General features: G+C 73.3%; 13 protein-coding genes. 7 read left to right on the forward strand and 6 right to left on the reverse strand.

The window, feature by feature from the left end; genetic code table 11:
• Window positions 1–104: 104 nt before the first annotated feature.
• Together O7607_RS24560 and O7607_RS24565 are read right to left on the reverse strand one after the other, a co-directional pair.
• Complete coding sequence (locus O7607_RS24560) at window positions 105–5570, reverse strand: ATP-binding protein (RefSeq protein ID WP_269705561.1); 5466 nt, start codon at window positions 5568–5570, stop codon at window positions 105–107.
• Between the two features lie 235 nt (window positions 5571–5805).
• On the reverse strand, window positions 5806–6036 hold the full coding sequence (locus O7607_RS24565; RefSeq protein WP_269705562.1) for a DUF2188 domain-containing protein: 231 nt from the start codon (window positions 6034–6036) through the stop codon (window positions 5806–5808).
• Window positions 6037–6211: 175 nt separating this feature from the next.
• Here O7607_RS24565 and O7607_RS24570 point away from each other — a divergent pair, with 175 nt between their 5' ends.
• The 3 genes from O7607_RS24570 to O7607_RS24580 all read left to right on the forward strand — a co-directional run bounded on the left by O7607_RS24570 (window position 6212) and on the right by O7607_RS24580 (window position 7834).
• Window positions 6212–6862 carry a class I SAM-dependent methyltransferase gene (locus O7607_RS24570; protein WP_269705563.1) on the forward strand — a complete coding sequence of 217 codons (651 nt, stop codon included), beginning with the start codon at window positions 6212–6214 and terminating at the stop codon, window positions 6860–6862.
• 86 nt (window positions 6863–6948) lie between these two features.
• Window positions 6949–7563: a superoxide dismutase gene (locus O7607_RS24575; RefSeq protein WP_269705564.1), complete on the forward strand. Its 615-nt coding sequence runs from the start codon at window positions 6949–6951 to the stop codon at window positions 7561–7563.
• Between the two features lie 4 nt (window positions 7564–7567).
• The gene (locus tag O7607_RS24580) at window positions 7568–7834 is read left to right on the forward strand and encodes a hypothetical protein (protein ID WP_064445659.1); all 267 of its coding nucleotides are present in this window, start codon (window positions 7568–7570) and stop codon (window positions 7832–7834) included.
• A gap of 16 nt (window positions 7835–7850) precedes the next feature.
• Here O7607_RS24580 and O7607_RS24585 read toward each other — a convergent pair whose 3' ends face one another.
• Window positions 7851–9077, reverse strand: a complete 1227-nt coding sequence (locus tag O7607_RS24585) for a sugar efflux transporter (RefSeq protein ID WP_269705565.1) — start codon at window positions 9075–9077, stop codon at window positions 7851–7853.
• 57 nt (window positions 9078–9134) lie between these two features.
• Window positions 9135–10709, reverse strand: a complete 1575-nt coding sequence (locus O7607_RS24590) for an FMN-binding glutamate synthase family protein (protein ID WP_269705566.1) — start codon at window positions 10707–10709, stop codon at window positions 9135–9137.
• Between the two features lie 84 nt (window positions 10710–10793).
• Here O7607_RS24590 and O7607_RS24595 point away from each other — a divergent pair, with 84 nt between their 5' ends.
• The 4 genes from O7607_RS24595 to O7607_RS24610 all read left to right on the forward strand — a co-directional run bounded on the left by O7607_RS24595 (window position 10794) and on the right by O7607_RS24610 (window position 13254).
• Window positions 10794–11360 carry an RNA polymerase sigma factor gene (locus tag O7607_RS24595; RefSeq protein ID WP_269705567.1) on the forward strand — a complete coding sequence of 189 codons (567 nt, stop codon included), beginning with the start codon at window positions 10794–10796 and terminating at the stop codon, window positions 11358–11360.
• The gene (locus O7607_RS24600) at window positions 11353–12066 is read left to right on the forward strand and encodes a hypothetical protein (RefSeq protein ID WP_269705568.1); all 714 of its coding nucleotides are present in this window, start codon (window positions 11353–11355) and stop codon (window positions 12064–12066) included. The genes O7607_RS24595 and O7607_RS24600 overlap by 8 nt, the downstream gene beginning before the upstream one ends.
• 65 nt (window positions 12067–12131) lie before the next feature.
• Window positions 12132–12656 (forward strand): hypothetical protein, encoded by a 525-nt coding sequence (locus O7607_RS24605; protein WP_269705569.1) that lies wholly within the window; start codon window positions 12132–12134, stop codon window positions 12654–12656.
• Between the two features lie 37 nt (window positions 12657–12693).
• A complete protein-coding gene (locus tag O7607_RS24610; protein ID WP_269705570.1) occupies window positions 12694–13254 on the forward strand; it encodes a DUF5872 domain-containing protein in 561 nt (186 codons plus the stop codon).
• A gap of 69 nt (window positions 13255–13323) precedes the next feature.
• Here O7607_RS24610 and O7607_RS24615 read toward each other — a convergent pair whose 3' ends face one another.
• Complete coding sequence (locus O7607_RS24615; protein WP_269705571.1) at window positions 13324–14517, reverse strand: endo-1,4-beta-xylanase; 1194 nt, start codon at window positions 14515–14517, stop codon at window positions 13324–13326.
• Between the two features lie 208 nt (window positions 14518–14725).
• The gene (locus tag O7607_RS24620) at window positions 14726–15730 is read right to left on the reverse strand and encodes a LacI family DNA-binding transcriptional regulator (RefSeq protein ID WP_269705572.1); all 1005 of its coding nucleotides are present in this window, start codon (window positions 15728–15730) and stop codon (window positions 14726–14728) included.
• Window positions 15731–15747: the final 17 nt, after the last annotated feature.

Raw genomic sequence — 15747 nt, forward strand, 5'->3', positions numbered from 1 at the left:
TTACCGATTGAGCACACCATGCCACCGAGGGTCCGTCAAGGACCGGCGCACGCGAAACGGCGGGCGGACCCGAAGGCCCGCCCGCCGCCCGGCGGTGCGATGTGTCAGCGCAGGTGCGCCTCGATCGCCTCGATGACGCGGGGACGCAGCTCGGCGGCACGGATCACCGCGTCGACCGAGCCGACCTCGACCGCGCGCTGGATGCTGTGCACCCGGTCGAACTCGGCGGCCACCTCGCCCAGCTTCTCCGCCCGCACCGAGGCGCGCAGCTCGTCCAGCTCGGCGGTGAGCGTCGCCCGCTCGGTGCCGGCCGCGGCGGTGACCCGGGCCTCCAGGTCGCGTACCCGGGCGTCGGCGGCGGTGCGGGCGGCGACCTCGCCGGCGAACACCACGGCGGCGGCGGGCGCGCCACCGAGCACCGAGGCGAACGACCCCTCGATCGCCAGCACCGTCATGTCCGGGTTGAGCGCCTTGGAGAAGACCACGAACGCGCCGCCGTGGTAGCGCGAGATCACGCAGAACACGATCGGGCCGCGGAAGTTCACGATCGCCCGGCCGATCTCCGCGCCGTACTCCAGTTGCAGCTTGCGCATCGACTCGGGTGAGCCGTCGAAGCCGGACAGGTTGGCGAGCACGACCAGCGGCCGGTTGCCGCTTGCCGCGTTGATCGCCCGCGCGGCCTTCTTCGACGAACGCGGGAACAGCGTGCCCGCGGTGTACGTGTCCGGGCCGTCGGTGGGCGGGAAGCCGTGCCGGGGCACCGAGCGCGACTCGATGCCGAGCAGGCACACCGGGATGCCGCCGAGGTGCACGTCCTGCACCACCGCCGTCTCCGCGTCGGCCATGCCGGCCCACCGCTCCAGCACCGGGTGGTCCTGGTCGGCGAGGGCCCGCATCACGGTACGGATGTCGAACGGCTTCTTGCGGTCCGGGTTGGCGGTGGCGGAGAAGATCTCGCCCACAGTGGCGAAGTCGCTGCCGGCCACCGCGTGCGGGTAACCGCAGATGTCCCGGTCCACCGGGTCCATCGTGACGGCCCGGCGCGGGGCGTGCTCGCCGGGCGCGACGTACGTGTGGTCGTAGTGCGCCATCAGCACGTCCCGTGCGGCCGGCAGGTCCGGCGCCCAGTACTGCGCCTGCCCGTTCGGCCCCATCACCCGGTCGTAGCCGCCGATGCCGAAGTTGTCCTCGGCGGAGACGCCGCCGGAGAAGTCGAGCGACTGCTTGCCGGTGAGCACCATCGCCGAATCCGGCGTCATGACCAGCACGCCCTTGGTGTGCATGAGCATCGTCGCCTCGGCGTTCCAGTACGGCTGCGCGCCGACGTTGATGCCCGCGACCACGATGTTGATCTCGCCGCCGTCCTGGGTGAACTCGACGATGCGCTTGAGCGCCGCGGCCACCCAGTCCATGTTCTCCGTGCCGGAGGTCATCGAGATCCTGGCGCCGGCGCTCAACGCGTACCACTCCAGCGGCACGCCCATCCGCTGCGCCAGGTCCAGCGCGGCGATCACCCGCCGGCACTCCGGCTCGGACAGCGCGCCCAGCGCCTTGGTCGGGTCGCCGAGCAGCACCACCCGGGTCACGCCCTGCGGGTGCCGCGGCGTCGGGGTGGTCACCACGCCGGCCACGATCGCCGCGGTGTTGCGGCCCTTCGGCCGGTCCACCGGCACCAGCTGGTGGTCGGCGTCCAGGTCGTGCTCGACGAAGTCACCGAGCAGACCGGTCAGCTCGTACGGGTAGACCGTGTTGCGGCCGGCCGCGCGCAGCACCTTCAGCCGGTAGTCGTCCAGCGGCTCGACCGGCTCGACCGGCGGCTCGCCCACCGTCAGCTGCGCGTGCCCGCTCACGTCGAAGGTGATCCGCACGCCCACCTTGGTCAGCTCGCCGGTACGCCGGTCGCGCTGCCGCGCGATGAACAGGATCTCCTCCAGCTCGGCGCCCACAGTGGTCGGGCGTACCCGCCCGGCGATCAGCTCCATCTCCTCGCGGGTCAGCTCGCTCGGCGGCCACACGTAGATGACGATCCGGTTGGTCGGGAACCGCGACTTCGACGGCCGCCTCGACTGCGCCCGGCGGATCGAGTCGATGCAGGCCGCCACCGTGTCCTCGGTGGTCGGCAGCGCCACCAGCCGGCCGTCCTGTTCCCGCAGCTCGGTCAGGTCACGCACCTGCGCGAACGCGACCAGCCGCTGGTCGGACGGGTTCTGCCGGGCGACCGCCTGGAACAGGTAGACCTCCTCGTCCAGCGACGGCAGCCGGGTCAGGTCGAACTCGCGCAGCCGTTCCAGGTGCATCCGCTGCGCGATGTACGGGTGCAGGCCGCGGATCAGCCGCTCCTCGACCATCCCGCCGCCCTCGGCGGGGCGGAACGTGACGTGGTGGTGCATCACCGCGCCCGCGCGCCCGGCGACGGTGGTGGTGAGGCGGCGCACCTGCTGCGGCAGCGGGTGCGCGTTGACGACCTCCAGCAGCGCGGCGGCGGTGGCGCCCAGGTCCTCGGGCTGGTTCTCCCAGGCCAGGTAGACGTCCGCGTCGACGGCCTCGCAGTCCCGGGCCACCTGGGCCAGCCCGCGCAGCGCGTCGCCGAGGGCGTCGAAGCGTACGGCGGCCGAGACCACGCTCGACCCGTCGCGCCCGGCCACCACGAACGTGCAGCCGCCGGCGGCGCGGGTGCTGACCTCGGTGAGCGCCTTGTTGCCGTAGTACCGGCGGGTCAGCACCTCCAGCATGGCCGCGTTGTCCAGGTCGTTGCGGACCAGGCGCTGGCCGAGCAGCCGCACCAGCGGCTCGGTGCTGCGGACCATCTCGGCGATCCGTTCGGCGCGGTCCGGCGAGTCCGGCTGCGCGTCGAGGTGTCGCAGGTGGGTGCGGACCTGGGCGTAGACCCGGGCCCGGTTGCGGCGCAGCAGCGGCTGGGCGAACCAGGCGAACACCACGCCGCGGGCCAGGTCGGCGACCACCGGGAAGCGGACCTGGGTGGCCGCGACGAGCCGCTCCAGCGTGAGACCGGCCGGCTCGCGCAGCGCCTCGTCCGGCGGCGGCTCGCGCAGCCAGGAGCGCAGCAGCGCGGCGATCACCGTGGCGTCCGCGGCGGCCCGCTGCTGGGCCAGGAAGATCCGGAAGACCGCGGCCTCCAGGTCGGGGGAGCGGTCCAGCTCGGTGACGCCGTAGTGGGCGAGCGCCTTGGCCAGGCGGGTCCGGAACGACTCCGGGGAACCGGCCCGCTCGACGTCGAGGCTCTGCAGGTAGGTGTGGAAGTACTCGCGGGCGCTGTGCACGTGCCCGCCCGGCCCGTCGTCGCCGCCGGGCCGGTTACGGCTCAGCTCGGCCAGGTCGGCGAAGACGTTCACCAGTTCCAGTTCCTCGGCCAGCGGCCGGTGCCCGGCCTCGGTGGCCGCGCGCCGCGCGTCCAGGTAGTCGTCGAGCACGCGGCGCTCGTCGTGCGGGTCGACGTCGTAGCCGAGCAGAAGCGAGCACAGGTCCTCCTGGCCGCGTTCGGCCCGCGACCGCGCCGGCACGTCGGCGGGCGCGGTGGGCAGGTCCAGCTCGACCGCCGGTCCGGCCGGGCCGGCGGCCGCCTCGTCGCCGGACTCCGCGAGCGGTTCCAGGCGCAGCAGCGGTGCCCCGGCCTCCACCTGGGTGCCGACCGCCACCGACGACTCCTTGAGGCGGGCCCGGAACGGTGCCCGCAGCACCGTCTCCATCTTCATCGCCTCCAGCACCAGCACCGGCGCGCCGGCCTCGACCTCCGCGCCGACCGCGAGTGGCGTGGCGACCACCAGCGCCGGCATGGGCGAGCGCAGCACGCCGCCCTCGTCGCGGCTGATCCGGTGCGTCACGCCGTCCACCTCGACCAGATGGACCGGGCCGTGGGTGTCGGTGAGCAGGCGGAACCGGGCGCCGTTCACCGCGATCTGGCCGGTGTGCCGGTCGAAGCGGTCCAACTCGACGTCGGCGGTGCGCACGTCGCCGCCGGCCTCGACGCCGACCCGGAACCGGTGCGCGCCGACTCGGGCCACCCGCATCCGGTAGGTCACGCCGCGCAACTTCAGGTCCAGCGGCCGGCCGCTGCGGTGCTGCACCTGCGGGCGTCCACCGGCCGCCGTGGACAGCAGACGCTGCCGTTCGGCGGTCTCGTCCTCCTCGTACGCCTCGATCGCGGCGGCGGCGAGCGCCACGGCGGAGTGCCGGTGCGCGACCAGCCGGCCCTCGCCGCGTACCCGGTCGATCCAGCCGGTGTCCGCGCTGGCGTCGATCACCTCGGGCTGGTCGAGCAGGTCGAGCACGAAGCTCTTGTTCGTCGCGCCGCCGGCGATGACCACTGTGGTGTTCGCCATCGCCCGGCGCAGGCGGCCCAGCGCCTCGTCCCGGTCCCGGCCGTACGCGATGATCTTGGCGATCATGGAGTCGAAGTCGGCCGGGATGGTGTCGCCCTCGCTGACGCCGGTGTCGACCCGGATGCCGGGCCCGGCGGGCAGGTCCAGCCGGGTGATCCGGCCGGGGGAGGGGGCGAAGTCGCGGTCCGGGTCCTCGGCGTTGAGCCGCGCCTCGATCGCGTGCCCGCGCTCGACCGGCGGCTCACCGGTGAGCTGGCCGCCGCCGGCCACATGCAGCTGCGCCTTGACCAGATCGAACCCGGTGGTCGACTCGGTGATCGGGTGCTCGACCTGCAGGCGCGTGTTGACCTCCAGGAACGCGAACAGCCGGTCGCCCGGGTGGTAGAGGAACTCGACAGTGGCCGCGCCCCGGTAGCCGACGGCGACCGCCAGCCGCTCGGCCGACGCCTTCAGTTCCGCGGTCTGCTCCGGGCTCAGCACCGGCGACGCGGACTCCTCGATCACCTTCTGGTTGCGCCGCTGCACCGAGCAGTCCCGCACGCCGAGCGCCCACGCGGTGCCCTGACCGTCGGCGATCACCTGGACCTCGACGTGGCGGGCGCCGGTGACCAGGCGCTCCAGGAAGACCACGCCGCTGCCGAACGCCCGCGCCGCCTCCTGGCTGGTGCGCTCGTAGGCGTCGGCCAGCTCGGCGTCGCTGCGGATCACCCGGATGCCGCGCCCGCCGCCACCGGCTGTGGCCTTGAGCATCAGCGGGTAGCCGATCGAGGCCGCCGCGCGCAGCGCGTCCTCGAGGCTCTCCACCGCGCCGCGGCTCCACGGCGCGACCGGCACGCCGACCTCCTCGGCGATCAGCTTCGCGCCGATCTTGTCGCCGAGCTTGCGCATGGCATCAGGGCTCGGCCCGACGAACGTCACGCCGATCTTCTCGCACAGCTCGGCGAACGCCGGGTCCTCCGCCACGAAACCCCAGCCCACCCACGCGGCGTCCGCGCCGGTCTCGACCAGCGCGCGCTCCAGGGTCTTCAGGTCGAGGTACGGGCGGGCGGACGCGGGGCCGAGGTCGTAGGCGATGTCCGCCTCGCGGACGAACGTGGCGGTACGGTCGACGTCGGTGTACAGCGCGACGGTCTCGATCCGGCTGCCGGTCTCCGCGGCCAGTTCCCGGACCGCGTGGATGAGCCGCATCGCGGCCTCACCACGGTTGACGATGGCGACACGGGTGAACACGTGACCGTCCCCTTCGGTTGACCCACTCCTGCGCGCCGGGCGCGGCGATGCCCCCGGCTTGCCTCACCCTTCCGGCTGTGCGCGGGCGGCGCCATGTCGTAACGGCCGAAGCCTGAGCGGGGACCGTTGTAGGAATCGAACAAAAGTTTTTAGCCAGCCACTCACTACCAGCCGGTACGCGATACGGCGCCGGACCCGTGCGGGTCCGGCGCCGTGACGTGCCTGCGGTGCGGGCTCAGCCCGGGATGTCCCGGGGGTCGCGCTCGCGGGGGTACGTGTTCTTCTCGCCGATCGTGCCGTCCTGCTTCTTGATCACGTGCTCGGTGCCGCGGTCGGCCGCCATCTCCCGGCCGGCCGCTTCGGCCTCCGCCTTGGTGTCGTGGCGGCTGCTCGCGCGCTCGTTGCCCTCCGGGCGGTTCTTCCACTGCCCGTCCTGCTGGTAGGTGTCGATGTCGCCCTTCGCCATGCCGTCGTCTCCCTCGTTCGCGTGTCCGATGACAAATGTCTGCCCACGGGCGCGGTGCGTTAATCCTGCGGTAGCTCAGCCGTTTGCCGGAACAGCAAGCTTCCTTGCTGTCCGGTCCGGGGCGACGCACGATGGCGGGGCCGGTCGGCAGACGACCGGCGGCGAGGAGGCAGATATGACGGGGCACCACCACCACGAGCACCCGGCGGACACCGACCCGGCCCGGTTCTGGGACGAGCGGTACGGCCAGCGCGACCGGATCTGGAGCGGCCGGGTCAATCCGGTCCTGGCAGAGGTGGCCGGCACGCTGCCCCCGGGCACCGCGCTCGACCTGGGCAGCGGTGAGGGCGGCGACGCGGTGTGGCTCGCGTCGCACGGCTGGCGGGTCACCGCCGTGGACATCTCGTCAGTCGCGCTGGACCGCCTCGCCGTGGAGGCCGAGCGGGCCGGGGTGGCCGACCGGATCACCACCGTCCGGCACGACCTCACCCAGGGCTTCCCGCCCGGCCGGTACGACCTGGTGTCCGCGCAGTTCTTCCAGTCGCCGCTGGTCCTGCCCCGGGAGGAGGTGCTGCCCCCGGCGGCCGAGGCGGTCGCGCCCGGCGGCCGGCTGCTCGTCGTCGAACACGGCGCGCCGCCGCCCTGGGCCGGGCCCGACACCGGCCACCACCGGTTCGCCGAACCGGAGGAGATCCTGGCCGCGATGAGCCTCGACCCGGACGCCTGGGACACCGAGCGGCTGGGCGCGGCGCGCCGTACGGCCACCGGCCCGGACGGCCAGACCGGCGAGCTGATCGACCACGTGGTGCTGGTGCGGCGCCGCTGACCGCGCGGCGGGACAGGAGCGCCGTCGGGCACCTTGTTGCACTATGTTGGCAACAGCAATGATGCGGCAACAAAAGTGGAGGATCGATGTCGCTCTACACCCTGCCCGACATGCCCTACGACTACGGCGCCCTGGAGCCCGCCATGTCCGGCGAGATCCTGGAACTGCACCACAGCAAGCACCACGCGGCGTACGTCAAGGGCGCCAACGACGGGCTGGAGCAGCTCGCGGAGGCGCGTGCGAAGGGCGACTTCGGCCGGCTGGTCGGGCTGGAGAAGACGTTCGCGTTCAACCTGTCCGGGCACGTGCTGCACACCATCTTCTGGGGGAACCTGTCGCCGGACGGCGGTGACCGCCCGGACGGCGAGCTGGCCGCGGCGATCGACGAGCACTTCGGCTCGTTCGACGCGTTCGCCGGCCAGCTGTCGGCGGCCACGAAGAGCGTGCAGGGCTCCGGGTGGGGCGTACTCGCCTGGGAGCCGCTGGGACAGCGATTGATCGTCGAGCAGGTCTACGACCACCACGGCAACGTCGGCCAGGGCACCACGCCGCTGCTGGTCTTCGACGCCTGGGAGCACGCCTACTACCTGCAGTACCGCAACGTGCGTCCGGACTATGTGGACCGGCTGTGGAACCTGGTGAACTGGTCGGACGTGATCGCACGCTTCGACGCCGCCCGCGCCGCGACGCCGAAGATCTGATCCGGTGAGCGGGCCCACCCCCGAGGCGGCGGAACTGGTGCAGCGCGCCGCCGGGGTGATCGCGGCCAAGCACCGGGGTGACCTCGCCGGTGCCGAGGATCTGCTCGCCGCGTTCCCCGGCGAGCAGGCCCGGACCCTCGGCTTCTACCTGCTCGCCGACCTGGCTCTCGGCCTGGTGCGGGCGAGCAGTGGGCAGAGCATGGACGACCTCGTCCGGGAGTTGTCCCTGCTGATCGCGGCCACCGCCGGCCGCCCGCCCGCCCCGAGCTGATCCCGGTGCCCGTGGGTCACCCGCCCACGGGCACCGACCCGGCCGCCCGCGCGGGCGGCCGGGTCAGCAGCAGCACCAGCAGCCCGGTCGCGCACAGCGCGGTGCTCATGCCGTACGCCCATCGGTAGCCGACCTGCGCGGAGAGCCCGAGCAGCGGCCCGGCGAGCATCGCGCCGATCGGAAACGTGTTGGTGAACAGCGTGGTGGCCCGGCCCGGCTCGCCCGGCAGCAGATCCTGCACGTAGGCGATGCCGACGCCGGACACGGCGGCGATGAACAGCGCGTTCACCGGCTGCGTGAACAGCAGGACCGGCACGCTCGGCGCCAGCGCGGCGGTCGCGTAGTAGGCGACCCCGCAGGCGCCGCCGACCAGGACCAGCAGTCGCAGCCGGACCCGCGCGGTCAGCGCGCCCAGCCCGAGCATCAGCGGGATCTCCAGCGCCGCGCACAGGCCCAGCACCAGCCCGGCGCGGGAGGGGTCGCCGTTCAGTTCGGTGTCGATGAACAGCGGCAGCGCCTGCACGCCGACCGTCAGCGGGCACTGGAGCAGGACGAACGCGAGCACCGTCAGCGCCAGCCGCAGCCGGGACGCGCCGGGCGGGCCGGCCGCGGCGCCGTCCGGGTCACCCGCGACCGGCCGCGCCGGCAGCGGCAGCTCCTCCAGCCGGAACGCGGCCACCAGCGCGGCCAGCGCGTACATGACGGCGGCCATGCCGTAGACCAGGCGGAAGCCGCCGACGTCGAGCAGCACCGCGGCCAGCGCCGGCCCGGCCACCCAGGCCAGCGAGAACACGGTACGCATGAGGCTGACGCCGAACGCGGCCCGCGCCGGATCGTCCCTGTCGAACAGCGCCCGGGTGTACGCGAACGACTGCGGGAACAGCGAGTTCGCCAGCGCGGTGGCGGTGGCGGTCAGCCCCAGCAGGATCCAGTAGTCGCGGACGTACGCGGTCAGGCCCGCGCCCACCACGCCGGCCAGCGCGGCGCCGACCAGCAGCGCGCGCCGGATCGGCAGGCGGTCCGACAGCCGGCCGATCAGCGCGGAGGCGACCACCCCGGACAGCGGGGCGACGACCAGGAACACGGTCACCCGTACCGGACTGGCGTGGACCTCCCGGTCGAGGAACAGCGACAGGAACGGCAGCACCACGGCGGTGGACAGACCGACGGTCAGGAAGACCACACCCAGCGGGAGCAGCCGGAATCGGCCGGCGCGCACCGCCGGCCTGGTGTCCACAGCCATGCGGCGGACTGTACGCCGCGGCGGCGCGGCGGCCGACCGGGTTTCCCACCGTCCGGGTCAGCCGACGGCGGTGGGGGAGGGCGGCGCGCTGCCGCCCTGCGGCGCCTCCGCCGTCATCAGCCGGACGATCTCCGCCCGGTCGGCGGCCGACGGCATCCCCCACTCCGGCCGGTAGCCGAACGCCCGGTCCAGCGGGATCGACGAGGTGCGGCCGTCGAGGATCTCCACCGCGTCGGTGCCGATCAGTCCGGGGTGCTCGACGCCGCACGCCTCGGCCACCTTGACCAGGTCGCGGCGCAGCGTACGGATGTAGTTCGCGGCCCGCACCGACTTGCGGGCCGGGTCCAGGCCCCGGGCCAGCCAGGCGTTCTGCGTGGCGACGCCGGTCGGGCAGGTGTCGGTGTGGCACTTCTGCGCCTGGATGCAGCCGATCGCCAGCATCGCCTCCCGCCCGACGTTGACCATGTCGGCGCCGAGCGCGAACGCCACCACCGCGTTGTCCGGCAGGCCGAGCTTGCCCGCGCCGACGAACACCACGCTCTCGTGCAGGTCGCGCTCGGCGAACGTCCGGTAGACCCGGGAGAAGCCCTGCTGGAAGGGCAGCGAGACCGAGTCGCTGAAGATCAGCGGTGCCGCGCCGGTCCCGCCCTCGCCGCCGTCGACGGTCACGAAGTCCACCCCGCGGCCGGTGTCGCGCATCAGCGTGGTCAGCTCCTCCCAGAACCCCAGGTCGCCGACGGCGGACTTGATGCCGACCGGCAGGCCGGTCTCGGCGGCGAGCAGTTCCACCCAGTCCAGCAGGCTGTCGCAGTCGGAGAACTCGGCGTGCCGGGACGGGCTGACGCAGTCGCGTCCGGCCGGGATGCCCCGGGTGGCGGCGATCTCGGCGGACACCTTCGCCGCCGGCAGCAGCCCGCCGAGGCTCGGCTTGGCGCCCTGACTGAGCTTGATCTCCAGCGCGCGGACCGGTGCCGACGCCACCAGGTCCTTGAGCCGCTCCAGGCTGAACCGGCCCTGCTCGTCCCGGCAGCCGAAATACGCGGTGCCGAGCTGGAAGACCAGCTCACCGCCGTTGCGGTGGTACGGCGACAGCCCGCCCTCACCGGTGTTGTGCAGGCATCCGGCCAGCGCGGCGCCCCGGTTGAGCGCCTCGACCGCGTTGCCGGACAGGGAACCGAAGCTCATCCCGGAGATGTTCACCACCGACTGGGGGCGGAACGCGTGCGCCCGGCCGCGCGCCGCGCCGAGCACCTTGGCGCAGGGCAGCGTCACGTCGTGCCCGGCGGTCGGCGCCGACGGCGGGACCGTCCGGCCGAACGTGCGGTGCTTGATGATCGGATAGCCGGAGGTGTGCTCAATGTCGTTGTCGGTGCCGAACCCGAAGTAGTTGTTCTCCTGCTTGGCCGAGGCGTACACCCAGCGCCGCTGGTCGCGGGTGAACGGCCGTTCCTCGTCGTTGCCGGCCACGATGTACTGCCGCAGCTCCGGTCCGATCGACTCGATCAGGTACCGGGCCCGGCCCAGCACGGGGAAGTTGCGGCGCAGCGCGTGGTCGCGTTGCAGCAGGTCCCGCGCCGCCAGCGCGGCGACGGCGGCGACGGCTGCGGGTACGGATCTTCTCGCCCAGCTCATCCCGCCACTCTTTCCGGCCCGGCACCCGGTCAAACGCCTGATGGAACCCGGCCGCCCCGGGCGGTGTCATGAGAGCGGACGACGGTGGAGGCTGCCCTGGACGACGACGACCTCGTCACCCGCGTACGCGCCGGCGACCGGGAGGCGTACGACGCCCTGGTCGCCCGGCACACCGCGTCCGCGTACCGGACGGCGGTGCTGCTCGGCGCCGGGCCGGACGCCGAGGACGTGGTCCAGGAGGCGTTCGTCAAGGCGTACCGGAAACTGTCCCGCTACCGGGCCGAGGCGTCGTTCCGGTCCTGGCTGCTCGCGATCGTCGCCAACGAGACCCGGAACCTGCACCGGACGCGTACCCGGCGGGACGGGCTGACGCTGCGCGCGGCGGCGGTGGACCCGGTCGCGGCGGTCACCGCCGAGGACGGGCTCGACGCGGTGCTGGCGGCCGAGCGCCGGGCCGCGCTGGTGGCGGCGCTGCGCCGGCTGCCCGCCCGGGACCGCGAGGTGATCGTCTGCCGCTATCTGCTCGACCTCGGCGAGGAGGAGACGGTGACGGTGCTGGGGGTGGCCCGGGGAACCGTGAAGTCCCGGACCCACCGGGCGCTGACGAAGCTGCGCGCCCTGCTGGACCGGGAGGTGGCACACCGTGGATGACCTGGAACGGGAGCTGCGGGAGCTGACCGGCTGGCTGGAGCCGGCGCGGACGCCGGACGTCACCGCGCGGGTCCGCGCCCGGCTCGACGCGCCCGCACCTCGTCGCCGCCGGCGGTACGTGCTGGCCGCCGCGCTCGCCGCCCTGCTCGTGGCGGTGCTGCCGCCGGGGCGGGCCGCGCTCGCCGACGCGGTGACCGGGCTGCTGCGGTTCTCCGGGGTCGTCGTCGACAGCGCACCCGCGCCGCCCCCGACGGGTACGCCGTCGCCGCTGCCCGCGCAGCACGAGGTAGCCCTCGCCGAGGCGCAGCGGCAGGTCCGCTTCCCGATCCGGGTGCCGGCCCGGCTCGGCGCACCGGAACGGGTGCTCGTCGCCGATCCGGACGGCACCGGCGCGCACCGGGTCGCGAGCCTGCTCTACCGGGGCGGGACGGTCCGGCTGGACGCCTTCGACGGTTCGCTCGACATTGTGTTCCACAAGCGGTCCCTCGGTGCGGACGTGACGCTCACCCACGTCGGCGGCGAGTTCGCCATCTGGGTCGGGGGTCCGCACGCGCTCGCGTACGTGGACCGCTCGGGCACGGAACGGGTCGCCACCGCGCGGTTGTCCGCCGCCACGCTGATCTGGGAGCGGGCCGGGGTGAGCTACCGGCTGGAGGGCGACCTGACCCGTGAGCAGGCGCTGGACGTCGCGTCCTCGGTCCAGTGAGCGGCGGGAACCTCGGGGCGCCGGGCGGTGTCCTGGTGACGAGAGTCGTCGACGGGGGAGGCCGGATGTCCGTTCCGAGAAGAGTTCTGCTGGTGCCGGTGCTGCTGCTGGCCGGGTGCACCGGCCCGGCCACGCAACCGGCCGGCGGGCCGGCCACGGGCACCGTGCCCGCCACCGGACCGTCCACGCCGGCGACCTGTGCCGAGCGGGTGGAGACCGGCCGGCTGCCGGACTGGGCGGACGCCGGGTTCACCGGCGACACCCGGATCCGGCACGTCTTCGGCACCCGGGGCGACATCGTGGCGATCCTGTTCGCGTACCCGCTGGTGCACGCGCGCGGCGACGGCGCGAACAACAAGATCCTCTGGGTGTCCCGCCCCGAGCCCGGCCGGTCCGAGCCGGCGCCGCGGACGCCGCTGGTGATCACCGCGACGCGGGACGGGACGGACACCCCGGTCGTCCGGGAGGTGGCGGGCGGGCCCGGGCCGTCCATCGTCGACCTGCCGGCCGCCGGGTGCTGGCGGCTGCGGCTGGACTGGTCCGGCCGCAGCGACACGATGGATCTGGTCTACCGGCCGTCGTCCCGCTGACCGGCATGGCCGCTGCCGGTCCGGGTAACGCTGCGTCATGGCGAAGTACACCGAGCCGGAACTGCGGGAGCGCCTCAAGGCGGAGATCCGCGCCTCCGACAAGGGCGGACGGCCGGGGCAGTGGTCGGCCCGCAAGTCGCAGCTGCTGACGAACGAGTACAAGAAGGCCGGCGGGGGATTCGAGGGCCCGAAGGACGCACGGCAGCGCTCGCTGCAACGCTGGGGTGGCGAGAAGTGGCAGACCCGCAGCGGCGACACACGCGCCCGCAACGGCGGCGAAACCCGCCGCTACCTGCCCAAACGGGCGTGGGAGGAGCTGTCGGAGACCGAACGCCGGGCCACCGACACCCGCAAGCGCCGCGCGTCGCGCTCCGGCCGCCAGTACGTGCCGAACACCGGCCCGGCGAAGCGGGCCCGGCGGGACGCGACCGCCGTCCAGCAGATCAGCGAGTTGCCGGTGACCGAGGCGGTCAAGCTGGTCCGCGACCTGGACACCCGTCAGCTCGACGCGGCGCTGCGCCGGGAACGCGGCGGCAAGGCCCGCAAGACACTCATCGGACGGCTGGAGTCGGAACTGGGCCGGCGCCGGGCGGCGTGAGCGCGGACCGGCCGGACACAGGCGGCGGGGCCGGTCACCGGACCGGCCCCGCCGTGGTGCGCTCGCCGCCTAGCGGCGCGGGTGCTGCGGGATGCGCGGCAGCACGTAGGGCGGACCCGAGAAGATCAGGTCGGCCTTCAGCTCGTGGTACGCGAGCTTCGGCTGGTAGTTCTCGTCGTACACGGTGGCCAGGCCCTCCGGCGGGTCGGAGAACGCGCCGGGCACCCAGGAGTGCTTGTCGGTGAAGCCCCAGAGGGTGAACGACAGGCAGTGCCGCTCGGCCAGGCAGGCCTGCATCAGCACGCTGAAGCCCGCCGCGGACGCCTGCAGGCGCGGGTTGATCTCCGCGGAGTCGCCGGCCTCCACCCCCTCGGTGATCTGGCTGCGCACGTCCACCTCGGTGAGGGCCGTGGCCAGCCCGAGCCCGGCGAACTTGCGCAGCGCCGCGACCACCTGGAGCGTGCTGAAGTTGCCGTACTGGGTGCCCAGGTGGCCCTGTGCGCCCACGCCGTCGATCGGCACGCCCTTGGCCCGCAGGTCACGGGCCATGTTGTAGACGAACTGCGTCTTGTCGTCGGCCGGGTTGCCGGAGCCGAACGCCTCGATGTTGTAGTCGTTGTAGAACAGCAGCGCCTTCGGGTCGGCGGCGCGGGCCCAGCGGAACGCGTCGGCGATGTAGCCGGGGCCGAGGTTCTGCGCCCAGAACCCCTTGTAGTGCAGGGTGGACGGGGTGTCCCAGGGGTCGCTGACCGCCTCGTTCACCACGTCCCACTGCCAGATCTTGCCCTTGAAGTGGGTGACCACGGCGGTGATGTGGTTGCGCAGGATCTGGCGCAGCTCGGCCTTGCTGATCGAGCCGTCCGCGACTCCGCTGGTCAGCCACGCGGGCAACTGGTTGTGCCAGACCAGCACGTGGCCGCGGACCCGCTGGTTGTTCTTACGGGCGAACTCGATCAGCTCGTCGGCCGGGCCCCAGTTGTAGGTGCCCCGGGTGGGCTCGAGGCTCTCCCACTTCATCACGTTCTCGGCGGTGACTGTGGAGAACTCCGACGCGGCCAGCTCGCGGTACCGCGGCTCGGAGGCGTCGTTGAGTGCGGCCATGTCCACCGCGGTGCCCACGTACAGGCCGTGGCGCTTGGCCAGCTCACGCAGGCTCTGCGCGGCCGGGTCGTACGGGCGTCCGGCCGTCGCGGGGACGACGTTGAGGGCGGTGGCGGTCGCGACGGCGACGGCGCCGGCGGCGAGCCATCGTCTCAGCTTCATGGTCGTTCCTTTCGGGAGGGTGCGCGCGGCCGAGGGCCGGCGGTGGCGGTGCCGGAGACGCCGCGCCGTGGAACGGATCGGCGGGCGCCAGGATGGACTGACGATGCGGCTTCCGAAACTTCCGGACCAGCTTCCGGAAGTAGCCCGAAACATTACGGACGCCGATAGCCGTCCGTCAATCACCGGGGCGGGAGGGTGTGGCGGCGCATCAGCGCAGCGGGTGGCAGGAGGCGCGGACGACCAGCTCGGTGGGGAGCTGGATGTGCGTGTCCCGCTCGACGCCGGCGATGAGGTCGATCAGCAGGCGCAGCGACTCGGCGCCCATGCGTTGCAGCGGCTGCCGGATCGTGGTGAGCGGCGGGTCGACGAGCGCCGACTCGGGGATGTTGTCGAAGCCGATGACCGACAGGTCCTCCGGTACGCGCAGGCCGAGGCCGCGGGCGACATCCACAGTGGAGATGGCGGAGAGGTCGTTGCCGGCGAAGATCGCGGTCGGCCGGTCGGCGAGCGCGAGCAGGTCGGCCGCCGTGCTGGCGGCGGTCTCGGTGCGGAAACCGCCCACCCGCACGAGCCGCTCGTCCACCGGCACGCCCGCGTCGGCCATCGCCTTGCGGAACCCCGCCTCGCGCAGCCGGGCCGACTCCAGGTCGGGGCGGCCGCTGATGTGCGCGATCCGCCGGTGCCCGAGCGACAGCAGGTGGTCGGTGGCCAGCACCGCGCCGGCGAAGTTGTCGGAGTCGACCGTGGGCAGGCCGGACGGGCCGGTGTGCGGGTCGACGGCCACCACGTGGAAACCGTGCTTGGTCTCGACCACCGTCGGCGTCACGATCACGGCGCCGTCGATGAGCGTGCCGGACAGCCGCGCCAGGGAGCGCCGCTCCCACCCTATGGCCGCGCCCTCGCCGTCCCCGCTGGAGTAGGCGAGCAGTTGGTAGCCGCTGCCGGCGACCTCGCGGGACGCGCCCTTGAGCAACTCCGTGGAGAACGGCTCGAACTCGGCGACCAGGATGCCCAGCACGTTCGTCCGGTGGCTGCGCAGGCTCTGCGCCCCCAGGCTGGCCTCGTACCCCAGCTCGTGGATGACCTGCTGGACGCGTTCGACGGTGGCCTGCGCGACGCCGTACCGGCCATTGACAACCTTCGATACAGTTGCCACCGAGACGCCGGCCGTACGTGCCACGTCCGACATCTTGACGCGCTCCTGGAAGACCACGCCGACGATGATAGAGG

It is taken from the genome of Micromonospora sp. WMMA1949 (assembly GCF_027460145.1).
Taxonomy (GTDB): Bacteria; Actinomycetota; Actinomycetes; order Mycobacteriales; family Micromonosporaceae; genus Micromonospora.

Excerpts from the sequence above, each read along its gene's own strand:
- O7607_RS24565 (WP_269705562.1), bottom strand. The coding sequence starts at position 6,036 with ATGGCGAAGGGCGACATCGACACCTACCAGCAGGACGGGCAGTGGAAG.
- O7607_RS24585 (WP_269705565.1), bottom strand. The coding sequence starts at position 9,077 with ATGGCTGTGGACACCAGGCCGGCGGTGCGCGCCGGCCGATTCCGGCTG.
- O7607_RS24615 (WP_269705571.1), bottom strand. The coding sequence starts at position 14,517 with ATGAAGCTGAGACGATGGCTCGCCGCCGGCGCCGTCGCCGTCGCGACC.
- O7607_RS24570 (WP_269705563.1), top strand. The coding sequence starts at position 6,212 with ATGACGGGGCACCACCACCACGAGCACCCGGCGGACACCGACCCGGCC.
- O7607_RS24575 (WP_269705564.1), top strand. The coding sequence starts at position 6,949 with ATGTCGCTCTACACCCTGCCCGACATGCCCTACGACTACGGCGCCCTG.
- O7607_RS24610 (WP_269705570.1), top strand. The coding sequence starts at position 12,694 with ATGGCGAAGTACACCGAGCCGGAACTGCGGGAGCGCCTCAAGGCGGAG.
- O7607_RS24605 (WP_269705569.1), top strand. The coding sequence starts at position 12,132 with ATGTCCGTTCCGAGAAGAGTTCTGCTGGTGCCGGTGCTGCTGCTGGCC.
- O7607_RS24590 (WP_269705566.1), bottom strand. The coding sequence starts at position 10,709 with ATGAGCTGGGCGAGAAGATCCGTACCCGCAGCCGTCGCCGCCGTCGCC.